Origin of the sequence: Corynebacterium sp. c24Ua_83, assembly GCF_039907245.1 — a bacterium.
GTDB lineage: Bacteria > Actinomycetota > Actinomycetes > Mycobacteriales > Mycobacteriaceae > Corynebacterium.
Genome location: NZ_JASBOI010000001.1, coordinates 36,651 through 56,569, shown reverse-complemented (window position 1 = coordinate 56,569; position 19,919 = coordinate 36,651). Strand labels below are relative to the sequence as shown.

Below are 19,919 nucleotides of genomic sequence, written 5' to 3'. Positions count from 1 at the left end.
CTAGCTCAGCTCCAAAAGCCCCTCGGGCGGGGTGAGCACGAGGATCTCCTCTTCCAAGTCCACCACCGGGACAATCTGGTGACGGAAGGGAACGAGCACTTCCTTGCCGGCGGTCGGCAGCTGGGACTCGGCGTCAATAAGAATAACGAGCAACTGCCCGGCCGGAGTGTGCTCAACGGCGACGACCTCCCCGACCAGATCCCCGAGCTGAATCTCGTCGCCCTCCAGATCCGTGCCGGGGGCGAGCAGGTAGGCGGTGAGGCCTTCGAGCTCGTGGTCGTAGAAACCGTCGTCGTCCCCATCGTGCACAGGGGCGGCGAAGAAGCGCACGCCGCGCAGGGACTCAGCGGCCGTACGGTCGGCGACCTCCTCGAAGGTGACCAACAGGCGCCCCTGGTGCGGGCGGAAGGAACGAACGGTCAAGGACAGCTCCTTGCCCGCCTGCCTACCCTTCAAAACCTCGCCGGTGGCGAAACGCAGTTCGGGGGTGTCCGTCGTGGGATCGACGACCACCTCTCCCCGCACGCCGTGGGGCTTGATCACCCGGCCGATCTGCAACTCCATAGGCTAGATAACACCCTGTGCCAGCATTGCATCGGCCACCTTGCGGAAGCCGGCGATGTTGGCGCCGAGGACGTAATCGTCTTCCCGGTCGTATTCCCGGGCCGTCCTATCGCAACGCTTGAAGATTCCCCGCATAATGTCGCGCAGGCGTCTATCCGTGTAGTCGAAGGTCCAGGAATCGCGTGAGGCATTCTGCTGCATCTCCAGGGCAGAGGTAGCCACGCCACCGGCGTTGGCAGCCTTACCCGGAGCAAAGAAGATTTTGCGCTTACGGAAGACCTCGATGGCCTCCGGGGTGCACGGCATGTTGGCACCCTCGGCGACGTAGCGGCAGCCATTGTCGGCGAGCATGATGGCCGACTCGCCGTCCAGCTCGTTCTGGGTGGCGCACGGCAGAGCCACGTCGGCCTCAACCTCCCAGATGTTGCCGCCCTCGTGGTAGGTCACGCCGTCGGTCTCCTTGGCGTAGTCGGACAGGCGGGCGCGGCGCACCTCCTTGATGTCCTTCAGCAGTTCGATGTCCACGCCTTCGGGGGTGCACACATAGCCAGAGGAATCAGACATGGCAACGACAGTTGCCCCGAGCTCCTGGGCCTTTTGAGCAGCGTAGATGGCGACGTTACCGGAACCGGAGACGATGACCTTGGCACCGTCGAAGCGATCGTCGTGGGCACCCATCATTTCCTGAGTGAAGTACACGGTGCCATAGCCGGTGGCCTCGGTGCGGACCAGGGAGCCACCCCAGGTCAGGCCCTTGCCGGTGAGCACGCCGGACTCGTGGCGATTCGTCATACGGCGGTATTGGCCAAACAGGTAACCGATTTCGCGACCGCCCACACCGATATCACCGGCGGGAACGTCAACCTCTTCACCGATGTGGGTGTGCAGCTCCGTCATGAAGGACTGGCAGAAGGACATGATCTCTCGGTTCGACTTGCCCTTCGGGTCGAAGTCCGAGCCACCCTTTGCGCCGCCGATCGGCAGGCCGGTTAGGGAGTTCTTGAAGATCTGCTCGAAGCCGAGGAACTTGATGATGCCCAGGTTCACCGACGGGTGGAAGCGCAGGCCGCCCTTGTAGGGGCCGAGCACGGAGTTGAACTGCACGCGGAAACCGCGGTTCACGCGCACCTCGCCCTCGTCGGTGATCCACGGGACACGGAAGATAACCTGCCGCTCCGGCTCACACATGCGCTCGATGAGTGCGTAGTTTGCGTAGTGATCGTCCTTCTTCAGGACGTACGTCAGGCTATCCAGCACTTCTGAAACAGCCTGGTGGAACTCTGGCTCCCCCGCGTTGCGTTGAATGATCTGCTGGTAGTAACCGCTGACGGTTTCTTCGACGTTCATTGAGGATGCCTTCTTTGCCTCTCGCGAAAAACTCAATGGTCGGCGCACGGCCGGCCTGTGATGACAGTCATTTAGTCTACTCCCCATGACCGACAACACATTCAAGTGGTGCACTCGGGGGCAATTGCCACAAAAGTCACTTTTGAAAGGCGCCCTAGAAGCAACTCTTTAAATACAGAAAAACCCCAGGTGAGCAGTCGATACTCAACCTGGGGTGCGCAAGCTGGTGGCGGTGCGCACCGCCGCTGCTTTTACTCTGCGGACTCGGCCTCAGCTTCTGCCTCGCCTTCGGAGTCAGCCTCAGCCTCAGCCTTCTCGGCCTCTTCGGCTGCCTTGGCAGCAGCCTCTTCCTCAGCGGCAGCCTCAGCAGCGGCCTTGGCCTCTGCCTCTTCCTTGGCCTTGCGCTTCTTCTCGGTGATAGCCTCAGCGGTCGGGCCATCGGCAGCCTCAGCCAGAGCCTCGTTGAACAGGTCCAGCTTGGACTTCTTCTCCTCGGCCACCTTCAGGGTGCCCTCGGCGCCCTCGATACCCTTGTGCTTCTGCCAATCGCCGGTGACCTTCAGCAGAGCCAGAACCGGCTCGGTCGGCTGTGCGCCGACACCCAGCCAGTACTGTGCGCGCTCAGAGTTGATCTGGATCAGGGACGGTTCCTGGGTGGGCTGGTAGATGCCCAGGTTCTCGATGATCTTTCCGGAACGCTTGGTGCGAGCATCCTGAACGACGACGCGGTACTCCGGGGTACGGATCTTACCCAGGCGCTGCAGCTTAATCTTGACGGCCATGTGATGGCTCCTTTTCTTCTAGTTGGTCACTGGGCAGTTCAGACACTCTGCGAAGAATCTCTGCGGAAAACCCGCTAAAAAATTTTTCTGGCCAGAGCCGGTTCAACCCCTTCGTATTTTTGCTGCGCGTGACCACCGGCCGACCGTGGTCGGGGACGGTGTTACACAGACAACCTGCATAAGTGTAGTAGCCGGCACCCGCGGGAACCAAATCCTCTGCTGGTGGTGCCCGCTACTTCTTCGGGAAGTTCATCTTCGACAGGTCAATGCCCTCGAAGCCCGGGGGAAGCTGCTCCTGCATCTTCTCCAGGTCCTTCATGCTGGGCATTCCGCCGCCCATGCCCGGCATCCCCGGCATGCCCGGCATACCTGGCATCCCCTGGCCGCCGCCCATGTTCCGGCGCATGTTCTTGCGGTTCTTGTTCTTGGCGTTCTTGCCCTTCTTGCCCTTGCGGTGCACCTTCTGCTTCTTGGTCGCAGACCGGCCACCCATGCCGAACTGGCCAGCCATCTTGCCCATCATCTTCTTGGCCTCGAAGAAGCGGTCAACCAGCTTGTTCACGTCGGAAACGCTCACGCCAGAACCGTTGGCGATGCGCTTGCGGCGAGAGGCGTTCAAGATCTTCGGATCCTGACGCTCGGCCGGGGTCATACCGCGGATGATGGCCTGGATGCGGTCCAGTTCCTTCTCATCCACCATGTCGGCCATCTTCGACATCTGGGAGCCGCCGGGCATCATCTTCAGGATGTTGCCCAAGGGCCCCATCTTACGGATCATCAGCATCTGCTCGAGGAAGTCCTCCAGCGTCAGATCACCGGAGGCCATGCGCATGGCGGAATCTTCGGCCTTTTCGGCGTCCAGAACCTGTTCGGCCTGCTCAATCAGGGTGAGCACGTCACCCATGCCGAGGATGCGGTTAGCCATGCGATCCGGGTGGAAGACGTCGAAGTCCTCCTGCTTCTCGCCGGTGGAGGCGAACAGGATCGGCTTGCCGGTAACCTCGCGGATCGACAGCGCGGCACCACCGCGGGCGTCACCATCCAGCTTCGTCAGGACGACACCCGTGAAGTCCACGCCATCGCGGAACGCCTCGGCCGTAGTAACGGCATCCTGGCCGATCATGGCGTCAATAACAAAGAGCACCTCGTCGGGCTCCACCGCATCGCGAATGTCGCGCGCCTGGCGCATGAGCTCCTCGTCGATGCCCAAGCGACCCGCGGTATCGATAATGACGATGTCGTGCTGGCTGCGGTAAGCCTCTTCGATACCGCGCTGCGCGACGTCGACCGGGTCACCGTGGCTGGTGCCCATCTCGTGGTCGTGGGAATCCAGGCTGGTACCCGGGTCCGGGGCGAAAGTCTTTACGCCGGCGCGCTCGCCGACGATCTGCAGCTGCTGCACCGCACCCGGGCGCTGCAGGTCACAGGCCACCAGCATGGGAGTGTGGCCCTGCTTGGCCAGGTGCAGGGCCAGCTTGCCGGCCAGGGTGGTCTTACCGGCACCCTGCAGACCGGCCAGCATGATGACTGTCGGCGGGTGCTTAGCCAGGTTCAGCCGGCGGGTCTCACCGCCGAGGATCTCCTTGAGCTCCTCGTTGACGATCTTGATGACCTGCTGGGCTGGGTTCAGCGCCTCGGATACCTCTGCCCCGGCGGCGCGCTCCTTGATGCGCTTGATAAAGGCGCGCACCACCGGGAGGGATACGTCTGCCTCCAGGAGCGCGAGGCGGATCTCGCGCGCGGTGGCATTAATATCAGCCTCGGACAGCTTGCCCTTGCCACGAAGGCCCTTCATGGCAGATTGCAGGCGGTCTGACAAAGACTCAAACACTACTTAGTGCTCCCTTGTAGGTATCGGAGGTTGGTTTATAACTCCCCTAGCTTAGCCAGTGGCCTACACGACAGTCACATTTCACCGGTGTTTTAGCGCGTTTTAGAGCGCCGTTTTACAGCGCATCCTCTCCGCGCTCGCCGGTGCGCACGCGGATCACCTCGTCCACCGGGGTGATCCAGATCTTTCCGTCGCCGATCTTTCCGGTGCAGGCGGCGCCGACAATCGCGTCTACGATGCTATCTACCGAGGCGTCCGCCGCCACGATCTCTAGCTTTACCTTCGGCACGAAGTCCGCCGCGAACTCGGCGCCGCGGTACACCTCGCTGTGGCCGCGCTGGCGGCCGAAGCCTTGGGTCTCGCTGACGGTCAAGCCGTGGATCTCGATGGCCTCGAGGGCCTGGCGAATATCTGGCAGTGTGAAGGGCTTGATTACTGCGGTGATGAGTTTCACGATTCTTCTCCCTTGTTCTGGGCGCTGTTCTGGGGGTTCTCGGCGCTGTACATACTGCGGATATGCGAGCTCGAGGTAACGTTAAGATCGTAGGCGGACTCGCGGTGTTCCACCAGGTCGATGCCCGTATCCTCGCCTTCGTCGTCGACCCTCCAACCGATCGTGGCCTTGATCAGAATTGCGATCAGGTAGGTAACCACACCGGAGAGGATCATTGCCACCACTGCGATCACGATCTGCACCACCAGCAGTTTGAGGCCATCTACCCCGCCACCGGTGAACACACCGTTGTCCTTCGACAGCAGCGCCAGGCCCACCGTGCCCCACAGCCCTGCGGCCAGGTGCACACCCACGACGTCGAGGGAATCGTCGTAGCCGAAACGGTACTTGAGGCCGATTGCCATGCAGGCGATGACGCCACCTATGAATCCAATGACGATGGAAGTTAGGGGCGTCAACGTTCCAGCCGCCGGGGTGATCGTAACCAGACCTGCCACGGCGCCAGACGCGGCACCTAGAGAGGTAGCGGCGCGGTCGCGGATAGTTTCACAGAGCATCCAGCCAAGCATCGCGGCCGAGGTAGCGACCGTGGTGTTTACCCAGGCCAGACCAGCCATTCCGTCGGCGGCGAAGGCGGAGCCGCCGTTGAAGCCGTACCAACCGAACCACAGCAGTGCGGCACCGAGCATCACCATCGGCAGGTTGTGCGGGCGCCCCACCTTGGATGGGAAGCCTGCGCGCTTACCAACGAGCAGAGCCAGAACCAGCGCCGCCGTACCGGCGGAGATGTGCACCACGGTGCCACCTGCGAAGTCGATGGGCGTGATGTTGGCTTCCCCGTCGGCGGAGCCGAACATCCAAGCAGCGATGGAGTTCTCACCGTCGCCGAGCAGGCCGCCGCCCCACACCATGTGGGCCAGTGGGAAGTACGCCAGGGTCACCCACGCGCCGGCGAAGGCGAACCAGGCTGCGAACTTCACGCGCCCGGCCAGTGCGCCGGAGATGATGGCGGTCGAAATGATCGCGAAGGTCACCTGGAAGCCGATGTCGATGGCGTTGGGGTATCCGTTGGCACCTTCGATCGGCTGGCCCGCGGCGTCAGTAATTTCGCCAGAAAGACCGAACGCGGTGAAGGGGTTGCCGAACAACCCTGCGATGTCCGTGCCGGCGTAGGACATCGACCAGCCCCACAGCACGTAGAGAACGGGGACGATGGCCATCACGCCGAAGGACATCATCATCATGTTGAGCACTTGGCGGCGGCCAGTCATGCCGCCGTAGAACAGTGCAAGGCCTGGGGTCATGAGCAGCACCAGCGACGCGCTGATGAGCATCCAAGCCGAATTTCCGGAGGCCAGTACAAGTTGATCTGGGGTCATTTTTCACATCCATATCTGTGAGTCTCAGCACTTGTGCTGCAAAGAATAAAATGCTGAAAACTCGTATTCAGGAAAGAAAAAAAATTTTTGAGACGCAGATCACTGAATTCTTAGGCGGACAACGCGAATAACCCCGTACGCTGCACACATACGGGGTTATTTACGTAAATTTTTTAAATTTTTACTGTCCGATGGGGCTTATTTTCTACCCCAGCAGAGCATCGACGAAGCTCTCGACCTCAAACGGTGCCAGGTCGTCCGCACCTTCGCCGAGGCCCACCATCTTCACTGGCACGCCGAGTTCTTCCTGCACCTGGAAGACGATGCCGCCCTTTGCGGTGCCGTCGAGCTTGGTGAGCACCACGCCAGAAATGTCCACGACCTCGCGGAACGTGCGTGCCTGCATGAGGCCGTTCTGGCCGACGGTCGCGTCCAGCACCAGCAGCACTTCGTCGACCTTCGCCTTCTTCTCCACCACGCGCTTGACCTTGCCCAACTGGTCCATCAGGCCCACGCTGGTGTGTAGGCGGCCGGCGGTATCGACCAGCACGACGTCCACGCCGGAGTCGATGCCCTTCGCCACCGCGTCGAAAGCGACGGAGGCAGGGTCTGCGCCCTCTGCACCGCGTACGGTTTCTGCCCCCACTCGACGCCCCCACGTCTCCAGCTGGTCAGCCGCGGCCGCACGGAACGTATCCGCCGCGCCGAGCAGAACCTTGTGACCCATGCCGATGAGCACGCGGGACAGCTTACCGGTGGTGGTTGTCTTACCGGTTCCGTTGACGCCCACCACCATGATTACGGCTGGCTTGCCCTCGTAGGGCATGGCCTTGATGGAGCGATCCATGTCCGGCTTGCAGGCGTCGATCAGCGCCTCGCGGAGCATGCCGCGGGCTTCTTCCTCGCTGGATACGCCATTGATGGCGATGCGCTCACGCAGGTCATCGACGACCTTCATCGTGGTTGGGGTGCCCAGGTCGGCCATCAGGAGGGTGTCTTCGATCTCCTCCCATGCGTCCTCGTCGAGGTCGCCGGCACTCAGGATGCCGAGCACGCCGCGGCCGATGACGTTCTGGGACTTAGACATGCGGCCGCGCAGCTTGCCCAGGCGGCCCTGGACGGGCGCGATCTCCTCGCGCTGTTCCGCGGGGGCTGGCTCTGGTTCGGGTTCCGGCTCGGGCTCAACTTCCGGCTCGGGCGTCGGCTCGGGTTTCGGTTCGGGCTCGGGTTCAGCGACCGGCTTGGGCTCCTCAACCGGCTCCGGCTCTGGAGTAGGAGCCGGGGCTGGAGCGGACTTCGGAGCCTCCGGCTCGGGAGTTGATTTAGGTTCGGGGGTAGCTTCCGGTTCCGGCGTCGGCTCCGGCTCCGGAGCGGCCTTGGGCTCCGGGGTTGCTTCGGGCTTCTTCAGCTCCTGGTCGGAACGCAACTCCGGCTGCTTCTCGGCAGTCGCGGCACCGGCTCCGGCACCACCACCGGCGGTGAAGTTAAATCCGCCCTGGGCCTTGTAATCACCACTGCTGGGCTTCTTCTGCTCGATCTCATCCTTCTTCTCGAAGGAAACCTGCTTCGCCTTGTTCCGGCGCAACCCCAGAACAACGAGAATCGCCACAACAATGACGAGAACCAAAAGGCCAATAAGGACCCACATCAAAACATTATTCATAGCCTCCAGTGAATCAGAACTTCGTGACTAATGCCGAGTCCAGCGCCGAAGCCGTTCACACACTGTGGCTCAAGCCGCTACCGGGGATCCACAGTGCCAAGCGGATAATCTCCACGACCAGCCTAAGATAGACCTTCGTGACCGAGTTTGTCCGCAACATTCCCCTCACCGGCACCTGGCCGGAGGTAATCACCTGGGTGCTCATTTTTGCCACCCTGACCGCCCTGTTTTACTCACTGCCCACCGAGCCTGCAGGCCGTCGGAAAAGGGCAATGATCTGGTCAACAGGTGTCACCGCCATTCTCACTTGTGGCGGACTCGTCCTCCTCATGTGGGGCACCACCACACCTTGGTCGGAGCTCGGATTCAGACTGGTAGCGGGCACCGCCGCGCTATTCCTCGCCGCAAACTTGGCGGGTTGGTGCGTAGGGGCGTCATTAAAGAAGATTTGGACGATCCTGCTGGTGGCCGTACTAGCGGTCGGCAGCGCAGCAGTAGCGAACCAATCCTATGACCTGTTTCCGGATGTCGGGCAGATCGATCCCGTCAAGCTGCGAACCTTCAACAATGTGGACGAACTACCGAAAGCGCAATCGGTACCCCTCAAGGAATGGCGTAAGACAACGCACGATAACATCCCGGCCGAGGGAAGCATTCTGAAAGCTTCGGCTCCGAAGAAGAAGTCAGGCTTCCAAGCACGCGACCTACGCATATACCTGCCACCGGCGTGGTTTACCTCTCCCCGTCCCCAGCTACCGGTACTGGTTCTGCTGGCAGGTATCCCCGGAGACCCCGACCAATGGTTCGATACCGGTGACGCTACCGACGTAGCCCGCAAGTACCAGAAGGCACACGGCGGGGTCGCCCCTATTATTGTTTCCGCCGACGCAACCGGCGGTACATGGAATAACCCGGTGTGTACGGACTCCAACAAGGGTAAAGTACAGACCTTCCTGACAGAGGATCTGCCTTCCTGGGTGCAGCACCACCTCTCCCCCAACCCTGACCAACGCACATGGACCATCGGCGGGCTTTCCTACGGCGGAACCTGCACGCTTCAGGTCGTCACGAACCATCCCGATGCCTACGGCAGCTTCGTGAATATCTCCGGGGAGCGCACACCCGACGATGGCAATAGCCACGAATCAACAGTACGGAACTTCTTCGGCGGATCGGAAGATAAATTCAAAGCGCATAACCCCGAGGACCTGCTGAAGACCCGCACTTATCCCCATACTGCAGGCATGTTTATCGCCGGACGCGACGACAGTCAGGCCGTCAAAGACCTCAAGCACCTTCACCAACTGGCTGTGAAGGCGAAAATGGAGGCCAGCTATAACGAGGTCGACGGCGGACACAACTTCCGGACTTGGCGCTCCGGCCTAGCCTTGGCTTTCCCGTTTATTGCCCGCCGGGGTGGGCTGGGAAACTGAGGACCTCGCGGATTGAACGGCCCGTGAGCAGCATAATGAGGCGGTCGACGCCAAGCCCCAACCCGCCAGTCGGCGGCATGCCGTCTTCCAAGGCACGCAGAAACGCCTCATCAACTTCCATCGCTTCCGGGTCGCCACCCGCTGCCTTCAGCGACTGCGCCTCCAGGCGGTCACGTTGTTCCAGTGGGTCGGTAAGCTCCGAATACGCTGTTCCGAGCTCTACTCCCCAGGCAACGAGGTCCCAGCGCTCGGCCACGCCCGGCTGGCTTCGGTGCTGGCGGGTCAGCGGCGAGACACTAGTGGGAAAGTCCGTGTAGAACGTCGGCATAGTGGTGGTGCATTCGACCAGAGCCTCGTACATCTCCTGCACTACCTCACCGGAATCCCACCCTGGCTGGGTAGCAATCCCATGTACAGCACACAGCTCTAGCAGCGTCTCGAAATTCGTCTCCGGGGTGATCGATTGCCCCACTTTCTCGCTGATGGCCTCGTAGACGGTCTTCACCGGGAAGTTCTCGGCGATGCTCACCAGGTTGCCTTCCGGGTCCAGCACCAGCGGCTCCCCGTGGTAAGCAGTGGCGGCCGCCTGAATGATCCGCTGAGCTACCCAGCGCATCGACTCGTAGTCGCTGTGCGCTTCGTAGGCTTCCACAGTTGTAAATTCCGGGTTGTGGGTAGCGTCCACGCCCTCGTTACGGAACACACGTCCCAGCTCGTAAACCTTTTCCGCCCCCTGGGTCAGCAGGCGCTTCAGGTACAGCTCCGGGGCGATGCGCAGGTAGAGGTCCTGATTCGCAGCGTTACTCCGCGTTCTAAATGGGCGCGCATTCGCACCACCGTGAACACGCTGCAGAATCGGGGTTTCCACTTCCATGAACCCCAGGTCCCCAAGCGTGCGGCGGATCGCGGCGTTCACCACCGACCTGGCACGCAGTCGGGCGTTGACCTCCCCGATCCCCGCGCCACGGCGCGTCAGGGGGTGCAGATCCTTCGCCTCCAATTCGATGGCCTCTGCCAGCAGAGAAGGCTCGCCAGTCCGTGAATGCCCGCGCGTTCCTACCACTGCAATCAGGTCGCCCAGATCCAGGGCACGCAGTCTCGAGGCCAGTTCTTCCCCCGGCGCCTCGACTAGAACTTGGCATTTGCCGGAGGCATCCCGCAGGTCGATAAAGGACACTGCCCCGAACTCGCGCTTGGCCACGATGCGACCTGAAATGCGCAGCGGGCCGGAAGTGATGGCGTCACTACCTTCGGCAATCTCAACACACTGCACCACAGCAACGTCCGAGCGTTCTCCGGCACCACGCGCCGCGACCGGCCACGGCTCTACCCCAGCTTCGCGCAATGCCAGTGCCTTTTTGATTCGCACGGCGGTCTGCTCGCTGGCGGTTTTCTTGTGGGCATCCGTTAGCTGTTCAACGTAGTTCAGCGCCTGTGCTGCTTCGGGCTGCCCACTGGTGGCGTATTCACGATGCTCCTCGGTTCCCCGCCCAAACAAACTACCGAACGTGCTGCCGAAAGTGGGTACGAAGCCCTCCGCAATGCCAGATGCAATGCCCACGCGCGCCATCGACAAGGAATCCGGGTAACAGACATACCGCGGGATCCACACCGGCTTGTACTTCTGGTTGGAGCGATAGAGCGTCTCCATCTGCCACCACTTCGACAGATATGTCAGCACCCGGCGTGTCTGCCTGCGAATAGGCCCCACGGCCACGGCATCCTCGCTGGCGAACAGTTCGCGGAAAACTGCGAAGTTCAGAGAGAGCTTGTGCAGGTTCGCTTCAGTGCACAGCGCCACGATCATAGTTTCGACCGTGCCGTTAGGAGCCTCCGGGCTGCGACGCATAAGGTCCAGCGAGGTGCCGCTTAGCCCCCAGGGGATAAACGACAGCACTGCCACAATCTCGTCCCCCACCAGGGCCTCTGCCAAGAGGCAGTCCTTGTCCTGCGGATCGCCGAGCCTTCCAAGCGCCATAGAGAAGCCACGTTCGTCGGTTGTATCGCGCCACTTTTCTGCCAATTCCTCTACGCGCTGCATCTCTTCGATGCTCAACTCGCCGTGGCGCCGGATACGCACCCGCACTCCTGCCTTCTGCGCATGGGCCCGCGCCTGACGCACTTCTCGTAGTTCGGAAAGGTGGAAGCTCTGCGTATCAATCACTGCTTCGTCGCCCAAGTGGATAGAGCTTAGCCCCTGCTTTTCGTAGGCCCTTGCTCCTTGTTCGGACGCCCCCATCACCGCCGGCACCCACCCGAATTCCCGTGCACGATCCAGCCAAGCGGTGATTGCCTGGTCCCAGAACCGCGGGTCGCCAATGGGGTCTGCGGACGCCAAGCACACGCCGGCCTCGATGCGGTATGTCACCGCTGCCCGCCCCTTGGGTTCGTAGACCACGGACTTATCGCGACGGGTGGCGAAGTATGCCAACGAGTCGTTCGTGTTGAAGCGCCGGATCAGGGCGCGCAAGGCGGTTTCGTCCTCTGCACTGATGCCATATTCGTCGCGGTGGGAGCGCAGCAGCATCAGCCCCGCGACGAGGAGCACCAGCGCCGACAGAGCGGAGACCAGGAAGGTGATGAGCTTCGGCGGGTGGCCGCCTGTGTGTACGTGGGTGAACAGGGAGAATCCGGCGGAGTGGTTCAGCGCCCACAGCGCTCGCCATTCCGGCGCCAGGTTGCCGTGGAAGAAGTGCACCAGCACCAAGGCAATCAGGAACACCGCGACGGTGCCGCCCAGCCAGAGCAGGAAGGCCGCCAGGATCGCACCTTTCACTGTGTGCGTGTAGAAATCTTTGCGCTGCCGAAGCATCAGGAGCAGCAAGAGGAGTTGTACAACCATTCCCGCTACAAACAGCGAGTGCGCCCACTCAGGGCCGACGTAGAAGTATTGCGGTAGCAAAAGCAGCAGCACATTGCTGCAGTTAAGGATCAGCAGCGCGGCCACGGCTACCACCCAGGCTGCACGTTTGGTCCGATAGAGACCTATGCCCAGCACCAGCAACGCGGCGGACCACGCGACGGAGGGCACGGGGACTGGCAGGAAGACGTTATCCATCACCACTAGCAGTTGGCGAACATGCACACGCGCTGCGGTGGAGATGCTCAGCGCCAGCGCCATCAGAGCATAGGCGCACAGGATGGTTCCGATGAAGCGGGGAAAGAAACCACGCGATCCCGCCAGCGGACGCAGAGTGTTTTTGCGATCAACATTCACTCCACGAATTATGCACCTTCCGTCAGACAGTCGGCCCGAACACGCCGCGCACCATGGCATCTGCCATGACGATGTCCCCAGTCACTAGGTCTGGCACTAGCCGCGCCATGGCCGCCCACCCCGGGTAGGCGCTGAGCAGTTTGCCCAGGCTGGACATCTTCTTGTGCGCGTACATGCGGGTGGCCAGGGCGAACACCATGGAGATCACGGGCGTCAGCGCCCAGCGGTTTTCCGGAGCGTCGGTATCCACGCCCTCCAGGCGGTCGAAGCGCACGCGCGCGGAGAGGTACAGCTGACGGTTGGCGGCCTTCACCTTGCGCAGCAGCGTAACTGCGGTCTTCATCAGCTCCGGGTCGCCCAGCAGTTCGGAGAGTTCGGCGCGCTTGTTGAAGGTCTCGAACACGGCGATGAGGCGGCTGTTTTCCTCGCTCAGCGCGCCCGGCACCACTCCGGCCTTGCCGAAGAACATGTCCAGCACGGCCTTTTGCTGTGCGGGGTCCATGTGCGCGATCTGCACGGTGGTGCTGTCGATGCACGCGGTGTCCAGGGACACGTCGCGGCCGGTATCGACGGTCTGCACGGCGGGTTGCCCGGCGACCTTCTTGAGCTCCTGCCGCAGGCGCTTGTCTTGTTCTTTTTCTTCTGACGCCCCTTCGGGGTCAACCAGCGACATATCCCCCAGGATCTCGAGGGCTGCGATCCACGGGGGATTCGAGCGCTCGGCTTCGGCTCCCACCAGGGTGGAGTGCACCAGTCCGGAGAGGATGAACTGCGCGGGGCGGTCGGCAGCGGGGACCAGGGACTGCGACATGGCGTGCACGGATTCCCGCGGGTTGTTCGTCAGCGCGGTGCGCAGGTTGTCCAGTACGTCGAAGCGTCCGCGTAGCCAACCGGCCTGCACGTCCCAGAGGGTGGAAAGCGTTGCAGTATCGCTGGGGAGTTCTTCGGATTCGCCCGCCAGGAAGGCGGCCAGCTGCACCCACGGGTCGGTGTCGGCGTCTTCCTTGTTGGCCCCGAAGTAGCCCTCGGCCTGTGCGACGGCGGCGTGCTGGCCGGCGGCGACGGGAGCCCGCAGGTAGTTGAAGCGGTCGCGGCCGAACAGCTGCACGCTCAAGGGGCCAGCGTCCACGAGCTCGGCGGGCAGGGTTCCCTGGGCTAGAGCACTCTTCTCTAGGGTGCCTGCACTAGGCGTAGCCTGCAGCTCCACGAAGTATGCGGGCTGCCAGGGCGCGGTGATGGGCCAGACCCACGCGCCGGCGCCCGGCGCTCCGAACTGCACCGGGGTCTCCTCGGAGTCGTCTCCGCCGTGGATGAACAGGGCATCCCCGTCGATGGAAGCGGTGTAGTCGAAGCCGGGCACGATACGGGCCAGGCGCACGCTTACGCGGCGGTCCTCCACGAACTCCAGCTCGATGGCTCCGGAGGTCAGCGTGGCCAGGGACCCGGCGGCGCTGGCGAGATCCACAAACCAGGTGACCTCGTCTATCGTTTCCAGCTTCAAGGTGCGCACGGGCGAGCCGTGGTGGTTGCGGATCACCACGCGGGCGTCGTTCATCAGCGCCAGGTTTTCCGCCTTGGAGCCCATGCCGGGGCGGAAGCCGGGGCGTACGCGGAAGCGGGTCTGCGTGTCGATGGCACGGGCGGAGACTTCGATGGGGTCGGTGCGCCACATCGGATCCTCCCCCTGCATCGTCAGCTGGTAGCGCAGGCGGGAGGGTTTGACGATGACGGGCAGGGCGTCGCCCGCGTCGGTCTGCACGACGGTGGTGCTGAAGCGATCGGTGGGCCCGAGCTTCTGCGGCGGGATCTTCTCGAAGGGCTTCTCCCCCGGCAGCAGGCGCACCGTCACGGGGCTTAGACCGCCAGCCATCGGCAGGCGCGTTTGATTGCTGGGGCCGCCGAATTCCATCTCCAGGGAAAGCCCCTCTACCAGGGCGTATTCGTGGCGGAAGGATTCGTTGCGGGGACCGCGCAGGCGCACCAGGTACTCGCCTGCCCAGGGGCTATCCCACGCTTCGGGGTCGAATACGTCGAACACGCCGCCCTCGGCGGGAACCTCCAGCGGTTCCTCGTCGGAGACGGCCTCGCCGGTCTCGCCGGGCCCCGCATAGGCGGAGACGGAAAGGTACCAGATCTCGTCCGCGCCGGAAATCGTCGGCGGGAATTCCACCTGCAGGCTCTGGGAGTGGATCACCTTGCCGGAAGTGGTTTCCACGCCACCCACCACGTCGTCGGGCTCTACGAACTGGGCGCGCTGGCGCGGGTCCACGGCACGCACTCCGGCCATGGACGGGCTGCGCTCGCCCGGCTTGGCAATGTGCAGACTCAAGGATTCGCTTAAGTCCAACAGACGAATGACCCAACCGTTCCAACTCTTCATCGGCTGTTCTTCCAGCACCGGGATGTCCGCCCCGGTCACCGGATCCACAGCGGCAGTCTCGGCGGGAACCACCACATACACCTGCTCGTGGTGCAGGGAAACCCGGTCGGTCAGGTCCGTGCCGCGGATGGTGAACACCAGCACCGGGTCCTCGGTATCCACCAGCGGTAGCTGCCAGTGCTGGCCGTCGTTGGCATTGCGCACGCTGACCTTGCGCAGCGGCTGGCGCACGGGAATGTCCAGGATCTCTGTCACGGCCCGGCCGGCGTTGTCCGCGTGCATGGTGCGGAAGGCCGCGGGCTCGCCGTCGAAGTCCACGCGCCAGCGCACCTCAGTATGCACCTTCCCCTCGCTTTCCAGTGGCTGCGAGGGCAGGCGCAGAACCACGCGCTGGCGCAGCGTATCTAGCTGCAGGCGCGGCTGGTCTTCGCGGTGTGCCACGCCCACGCTGTGACGCCGATCTTGCGTGCCCACCGGCCTCTCCCGCAGCTCTTCAATCACATCCTCCAGGATGAGTGCGGGTAGCTCCACGGCGGGAAGCGTGTACTCCCAGGAGTCCGGGTGCGCGGCGGCGTGAGAGACGATCTCCACGATCGGGGCGATCAGCTTCACCGCCGCTTCCGGCAAGGTGGCACACAGCGGACCTACCTGGCGCGGTTCATCGGCCAGCTCGGCCACAACTGCCCGCGCAATGTCGGCAGCGTCGGCTCCCTCCCCACTGTCCTCACTGGCTTCACTGTCCGCCCGGCGGTTATCCACCAGCTCGATCAGCTCCGGCACCCAGTCAGAGGCGATGCCCACGTGGGCGAACAGGCGCCCGAGCTCTCCGTCCGGCCCGCCGGATACCGCGTCCATGGGATCCAGCCCAGCGGCGGAGAGTAGTTCCCCAAAACGCCCCTCGATTAGCTGGGTACGTGTGGGCGTCGGCTCCAAACCAAGGCCGTACCAGTACTCGGCTGGCAGTTCCGAGACCTCATGGAACCGCGCGGCGCGGGAGAGCAACGTGGCGATCGTCAGCGCGGGACAGGCCTGCAGCAAGGCCTCCTCGGTGGAACCGGCGGCGACCTGGCGGGCGATGAAGGTGCCGAAGAAGCGGCTGGTGCGCTCCAACTCGTCGCCGTCGATGTCTAGCTCTACGAAAAGTTCCACGTCGGCCAATTTCCCGGCCAGAGCCGCCTCGGTGGACGAGGCCCACGGCAGGAGCGAATCCTGCATGTCGGAGATCGGGCTGGTGGTAGGTGCTGCGCTGGCTGGGATCTTCTCGCTAGAACTCACGCGACCATCCTACGTCACCGGTCAGGCGGTCTTCTCGGGAGCCATCCTCTGCGAAATCACCCTGGTCACGCCGTCGCCGCGCATTGTCACGCCGTACAGAACATTGGCTACGTCCATGGTGGGCTTCTGGTGGGTGATGACGATCAGCTGGGAATCCTTCCGCAGCTCCTCGAACAGGGCGATCAGGCGCCGCAGGTTCACGTCGTCCAGCGCGGCCTCGACCTCATCCATCACGTAGAACGGGCTCGGACGCGCCTTGAAGATCGCCACCAGCATCGCCAGGGCGGTCAGGGACTTCTCGCCACCGGACAGCAGCGATAGGCGCTTGACCTTCTTGCCCGGTGGGCGGGCCTCGACTTCGATGCCGGTGGTCAGCATGTCGTCCGGGTCGGTGAGCACCAGCCGGCCCGCGCCACCCGGGAACAGGGTGCTGAAGACCTGTGGGAAGGCGACCTCGACGTCCTGCCAGGCCTCGGTGAATAGCTGCAGGATCGTGGCGTCCACGTCCGCGATCACTTCGTGCAGGTCGTTGCGCGCCCGCTCTACGTCGTCCAGCTGCTGGGCCAGGAAGTTGTAGCGCTCCTCCAGCGCCTTGAACTCCTCCAGCGCCAACGGGTTCACCTTGCCCAGGGAGTTCAGTGCCTTTTCGGCCTTCTTCAGCTCCGCCTTGGTGGCGGCCGCGTCGAAGTCCTCCGGCAGTTCCTCGGCCAGGAGCTGCTCGGCGGTGAGCCCCAGTTGTTCCATCGCGCCGGCCACCGCCTGCTCGATCTTCACCTGCGCCTGGGTGCGCGCCAGCTCAGCGGAGTGCGCGTTGTCGTTCATGCGCCCCAGGTGCGCGGTCAGCGCGGAGACCTTGTCGCGCTGCTGCGCCATCGTGGACTGCCACTGCTTGTGCGCCTGCTCGGTGTGCGAGCGGTTGGCCTCGGCGGTGGCCAGCGCGTCGGCGATGCGTTCGGCGATGCGCTGGGCCTGTTCACGCACGCACGTGGCCATCTCGCGGGCGGCGGCGCGACGGGCCTGTTGCTGCTGGTGGTGTTTACGCGCGGCTTCTTCCGCCCGGGCTTGCCGGCGCAGGTTCTCCGCCTTGCCACGGGTAGATTGCGCGCGTTCCTCGGCGGTGCGCTGGGCCAGGCGGGCTTCCATCTCCATGGCCTTGATCTGCGAAAGGTGCAGCGCGGCGGCATCTCGTTCAGCCGAGGACGGCTCGGTCGTGTGCTCTTCATCGTCCACGCGCGACACGCGGTCGGCCAGCTCGTCGAGTTCCTCGGTGGCCTTCGCCAGGCGCTGTTCGGCGGATTGCTGTTCGGAGGTGCTGCGCTCCAGCTGGCGTTGCGCGGCCTCGCCTTGCTTCTGCAGTGCGCTCAGGCGCTTAGCCGCCGCATCACGCAGTGCCCGGTGCTCCTGCTCCGCCGCGCGCGCCGCAGCCGCGGCGGTACGCAGGTCGCTGGCTGCGTCGAGTGCACCGGAGAGCGCGGCCTGCAGGTCGTCGAGTTCCTTCTTTTTCTTTGTGACGCCCTCTGTCTCCGCCGCAATCCTATCCGCCAACTCGACAGGGGTGGTCCCGCCGGAACCGCTGGCGACCCACCCGGCGCCGTAGACGGAGCCGTCCTTCGTCACCGCACGCAGGCGCGGGTCTGCGGCCACGACCTTCCGGGCTTCCGCCGCACTGCCCACGGCCACTACGTCCACCAGCAGGGCGGTCAGGGGGCGCAGCAGGTCGGCGGGCACGTCCATCAGGTCCAGCAGCCACTTGCCTGTGGAGACGTCCGTATCCAGGCGGAACGTCGCGCTCGCCTCCCCCTCCGGGGCTCCCGGGTCTAGCAGCACTGCGCGGCCTTCGCGGGCATCGGTGAGGGCGGAGATGAGGGCGTCAGAAAGAGGGGCAACAATTCCCGAGCTCGCCGCATCGCCCAAAACGGCGGCCGCGGCGGCACCCCATCCGTCGTGAATGTGCAGCTGCTCGGCCAGGCGGCGGGTGGCGATGCCCTCCTTGTCGGCGGCGCGGACGACCACCGCAGCGCCGTCGGTGGGGGTTAGCCGGTCCTGCCAGGCGGCGATGGTGGCCTCGGCGGTGGCGATGTCGCGCTCCAGCTGCAGCTGTTCGGCGCGCAACTGTTCTGCGCGCTCCTCCGCGCCGGCGGCCTCGCGGTCGGCCTGGGCGCGGGTTTCCTCTAAGTCGCCGCCGGAGGCCTCAGTCTCGCGCAGGGCTTCCTCCGCCTCGGTGATGTCCTCCATCAGGCCGTCGAGGGTTTCCTGCTGTTCGGCGGCATTTTCTTGCAGGCGCTCGACCTCCGCGGCGGCGTTGTCGCGTTGGGTGGCGGCGGCTTCGTGCTGGGCTAGCAGACGCACCACGCCCTCGCGCCGGTCGGCAATAGCGCGGACCTGGGCGAAGTGTTCCTGTTCAGCGGCGCGGGCGGCTTCCTCGGCCTCGGCTACCTGCTCGGCGATCGTCTCCAGCTTCTCGGCGGCGATCTCTACGTTTTCTTCCAGCTCCGCCTGCTCCTCGGCGGCGCGCTCGGCGCGTTCCAGCAGCTCTTGCGGGTCGGGACCGGACCATTCGGCGACCTGCGCCTGCTCCGCGCGGTCGCTGGCGATGCGCAGAGTCGCGGAGTTCTTCTCCTGCACCGCGGACAGCCGGTACCAGAGGTTCTTCGCCGCCTCGGCTTCCTCCAGGACGGTGCGCAATTCTTCCTCTGTGACGGCCAGGGTCTCGCTTTGTTCTTCCAGCTCGGTCTGCAGTTCGGCGCGCTGTTCGGCCAGCATTTCGCTGCGCCGCGTGGAGTCGTTCAGCTCCTCGGATAACTGCTTGACCTTGTGCGCGGCCAGCTGCACGCGCGTGCTGCGGATGGTGGCCTGCACGGCGGAAGCTTTCTGCGCGGCCTCTGCCTGGCGGGCCAGCGGTCCGAGCTGTTTGCGCAATTCGTCGGTCAGGTCGTGCAGTCGGTCGAGGTTGGCCTGCATGTTGACGAGCTTGCGTTGCGCCTTTTCTTTTCGACGCCGATGTTTCAGCACACCAGCGGCCTCTTCGATGAAGGCGCGGCGCTCCTCGGGGCGGGATTCCAGGATCTGCGATAGTCGGCCTTGCCCGACGATCACGTGCATTTCTCGGCCGATGCCGGAGTCGCTCAGCAGCTCCTGGATGTCCATCAGGCGGGCCTTGGCGCCGTTGATCTCGTATTCCGAGGCGCCGTCACGGAACATGCGGCGGGTGATGGAAACCTCGGAGTATTCGATGGGCAGCTTGCCATCAGAGTTATCGATGGTCAGCGTGACCTCCGCGCGCCCCAGCGGCTTGCGGTCCCCTGTTCCGGCGAAGATGACGTCTTCCATCTTCCCGCCGCGCAGGGTCTTAGCGCCCTGCTCCCCCATGACCCAGGCCAAGGCATCCACAACATTGGATTTTCCGGAGCCGTTCGGCCCCACCACGGCGCAGATGCCTGGCTCTAATTTCAGGGTCGTCGCGGACGCGAAAGACTTGAATCCTTTGAGCGTCAACGACTTTAAGTGCATTGCCTGATGCTATCAAACGGTGCTGTTGCAAAGTTGGGCCAGGGTCGAAAAGCCCAACCTCAAGACATTAGTTGTCCTTGCTCC

11 protein-coding genes are annotated in these 19,919 nt (G+C 63.6%); 1 reads left to right on the top strand and 10 read right to left on the bottom strand.

The features are described from left to right. The 7 genes from rimM to ftsY form a co-directional block, all read right to left on the bottom strand. Entirely contained in the window at window positions 1-564 is a 564-nt protein-coding gene (gene rimM, locus QKE30_RS00250; RefSeq protein WP_239199875.1) for a ribosome maturation factor RimM, read from the bottom strand. Window positions 565-567: 3 nt separating this feature from the next. Next, the gene (gdhA, locus tag QKE30_RS00245; RefSeq protein WP_347933805.1) at window positions 568-1,911 is read right to left on the bottom strand and encodes an NADP-specific glutamate dehydrogenase; all 1,344 of its coding nucleotides are present in this window, start codon (window positions 1,909-1,911) and stop codon (window positions 568-570) included. A gap of 251 nt (window positions 1,912-2,162) precedes the next feature. After that, entirely contained in the window at window positions 2,163-2,693 is a 531-nt protein-coding gene (gene rpsP / locus QKE30_RS00240) for a 30S ribosomal protein S16 (RefSeq protein WP_347933804.1), read from the bottom strand. Between the two features lie 232 nt (window positions 2,694-2,925). Next, window positions 2,926-4,524, bottom strand: a complete 1,599-nt coding sequence (gene ffh, locus QKE30_RS00235; protein ID WP_347933803.1) for a signal recognition particle protein — start codon at window positions 4,522-4,524, stop codon at window positions 2,926-2,928. Between the two features lie 115 nt (window positions 4,525-4,639). After that, a complete protein-coding gene (locus tag QKE30_RS00230) occupies window positions 4,640-4,978 on the bottom strand; it encodes a P-II family nitrogen regulator (RefSeq protein ID WP_071056845.1) in 339 nt (112 codons plus the stop codon). Further along, on the bottom strand, window positions 4,975-6,357 hold the full coding sequence (locus QKE30_RS00225) for an ammonium transporter (protein WP_347933802.1): 1,383 nt from the start codon (window positions 6,355-6,357) through the stop codon (window positions 4,975-4,977). Before QKE30_RS00225 ends, QKE30_RS00230 begins: the two co-directional genes overlap by 4 nt. Before the next feature lie 205 nt (window positions 6,358-6,562). Further along, entirely contained in the window at window positions 6,563-8,020 is a 1,458-nt protein-coding gene (ftsY, locus tag QKE30_RS00220) for a signal recognition particle-docking protein FtsY (RefSeq protein ID WP_347933801.1), read from the bottom strand. 137 nt (window positions 8,021-8,157) lie between these two features. Here ftsY and QKE30_RS00215 point away from each other — a divergent pair, with 137 nt between their 5' ends. Next, entirely contained in the window at window positions 8,158-9,453 is a 1,296-nt protein-coding gene (locus QKE30_RS00215; protein WP_347933800.1) for an alpha/beta hydrolase-fold protein, read from the top strand. On the opposite strand, the gene lysX is transcribed toward QKE30_RS00215, so the two are convergent. The 3 genes from lysX to smc are packed head-to-tail and all read right to left on the bottom strand — an operon-like array spanning window position 9,422 to window position 19,835. Then, the gene (lysX, locus tag QKE30_RS00210) at window positions 9,422-12,670 is read right to left on the bottom strand and encodes a bifunctional lysylphosphatidylglycerol synthetase/lysine--tRNA ligase LysX (protein WP_347933799.1); all 3,249 of its coding nucleotides are present in this window, start codon (window positions 12,668-12,670) and stop codon (window positions 9,422-9,424) included. The two genes, QKE30_RS00215 and lysX, sit on opposite strands and share 32 nt — an antisense overlap. 22 nt (window positions 12,671-12,692) lie before the next feature. Next, window positions 12,693-16,325, bottom strand: a complete 3,633-nt coding sequence (locus QKE30_RS00205) for a hypothetical protein (RefSeq protein WP_347933798.1) — start codon at window positions 16,323-16,325, stop codon at window positions 12,693-12,695. A 21-nt stretch (window positions 16,326-16,346) separates the two neighbouring features. Further along, on the bottom strand, window positions 16,347-19,835 hold the full coding sequence (gene smc / locus QKE30_RS00200) for a chromosome segregation protein SMC (protein WP_347933797.1): 3,489 nt from the start codon (window positions 19,833-19,835) through the stop codon (window positions 16,347-16,349). Between the last annotated feature and the right edge of the window lie 84 nt (window positions 19,836-19,919).